This window comes from Streptomyces sp. NPDC005899, assembly GCF_040629645.1.
GTDB lineage: Bacteria > Actinomycetota > Actinomycetes > Streptomycetales > Streptomycetaceae > Streptomyces.
The window spans coordinates 1-1,845 of record NZ_JBEXWB010000636.1; the positions used below are offsets into that span (position 1 = coordinate 1).

At 71.4% G+C, this 1,845-nt stretch carries 1 protein-coding gene and 1 pseudogene; one reads left to right on the forward strand and one right to left on the reverse strand.

Translation table 11 applies throughout. From position 1 onward, the window contains the following. Positions 1-480 precede the first annotated feature (480 nt). Positions 481-954: an SPW repeat protein gene (locus ABZ371_RS32260; protein ID WP_358686427.1), complete on the forward strand. Its 474-nt coding sequence runs from the start codon at positions 481-483 to the stop codon at positions 952-954. 104 nt (positions 955-1,058) lie between these two features. Here ABZ371_RS32260 and ABZ371_RS32265 read toward each other — a convergent pair. Further along, positions 1,059-1,778: pseudogene (locus ABZ371_RS32265) on the reverse strand (RNA helicase); the annotation flags it as partial. Positions 1,779-1,845 lie beyond the last annotated feature (67 nt).

The window sequence follows — 1,845 nt, forward strand, 5'->3', positions numbered from 1 at the left end:
AATTGCACCTTCAGGTGACGCCCTCCCGATTCGCGGACGTGTGGAACGCGGCGCACTGCCCCGCCCGAGCCGCTCACACGGCCGCCCGGACAGCCGCCCGGAGCGGTGACAGCCGCGCCGATCCCCGTGGACGTGCGGGCGATGGCGCGCGCCCTTGGCCTCCTCCCCCGCCCGCGCGGCACCACCGCCGCGCGGGAGCGCGGGAGCGCGGGGACACCGGCGACGTGCCGCGGCGGCACCGAGGTGCCCGCGCCGGGCAAGCCGGGGTCCCGGTGCCGGGGACCGTGCGCCGTGCGCCGCTGACCTGCTGTCACCCGACCGTGCCCGTTCGGTGGATCCGCTCCGGTCGACGGTGGATCACCTGCATTCGACATCGCGAAAACTACACATAAGGGGCATATAAGAGCACACTGATAGAAGAGCTGATGACCGTGCTTCCGACCGCGGTCGCCTCCAGAGCAGTGCGAAGGAGACATCCTCATGAGCAACATCTCGCACACCGGAAGGGACACCGGCCGTCACACCGGCAGGGACATCTCCGGCCACCCCGACGCCGATGAGATGAGGGCCCGGCACGACCGCGTGATGAGCGGCGGCCGCACCACCGCCATGGCGGACGCACCGGTCTTCCTGCTCGGCCTGTACTGCGCCGTCTCGCCGTGGGTGCTCCACTTCACCGCGAGCCAGCCTTCCCTGGTGACGCACAACCTCGTCATCGGCATCGCGATAGCAGTGCTGGCACTCTGCTTCACCGCCATGCCCGAGCGGATGACCGGTATGAGCATGGCCATCGTCGCCCTGGGCGCCTGGCTCATCGTGTCGACCTGGGTCGTGGGCCAGAGCCCGGACACGGGCGTCATCCTCAACAACGTCATCATCGGAGGCCTGGCGATCGTCCTGGGGGCCGCATGCGCGGGACTCTCGATGAAGAACAGGAAGAGGGCCAGGGCCTGACGCAGAACGCACGCACCCGTGGCCACAGGCTCATGACGCCGCCTGTGGCCACCGGTACGCCCGCGTCGCACGCGCCCACCCACGGGTCGCCCACCCCGGGCCGCTCACCCCACGGAGCTGTACGCCACCACTCCCCGCAGGACCGCGTCGGCGGCCTTGCGCGCGTTCGTCGCCACCGAACTGCCCTCCCGCGGCGCGGCGGCCGCGATCTGGCCGAGCACGTCGATGACCTGCTTGCACCACCGGACGAAGTCGCCCGCCGGCATCTCCGCCTCCCGGAGCACCTCGTCCAGGGACCGGCCGGAGGCCCACATGTACACCGCCCAGGCGAAACCGAGGTCGGGTTCCCGCTGGCCGACCCCCTCCGTCTGGCTGATCCGGAAGTCCTCCTCCAGGGCGTCGAGCCGGCCCCAGATACGGACCATCTCGCCCATCGCCGCCTTCGCCGGCCCGGACGGCAGCTTGGGCGCGACCGCGTCGTCCGCCTGCCGCGCCTCGAAGACCAGGGCGGAGACGCACGCCGCCAGCTCGGCGGGGTTCAGCCCGTCCCAGACGTTCTCCCGCAGACACTCGCTGGCCAGCAGGTCCAGCTCGCCGTAGAGCCTGGCCAGCCGCCTCCCGTTGTCCGTGACCTCGTTGCCCCGGAGGTAGTCCAGCTCGGTGAGGAGGGCGACGATCCGGTCGAAGGTACGGGCGATCGTGTTGGTCCGCCCCTCGATGCGGTGCTCCAGCTGCCGGGTGTCCCGCTGCAGCCGGTGGTACCGCTCGGCCCACCGCGCGTGGTCCTCCCGCTCGTCGCACCCGTGGCAGGGGTGCGCGCGCACCGACGCGCCCCCAGCGCCGGTACAGCAGCACGAAGACCACCCCCATGACCACGTTCCCGACGAAGCC

Excerpts from the sequence above, each read along its gene's own strand:
- ABZ371_RS32260 (WP_358686427.1), top strand. The coding sequence starts at position 481 with ATGAGCAACATCTCGCACACCGGAAGGGACACCGGCCGTCACACCGGC.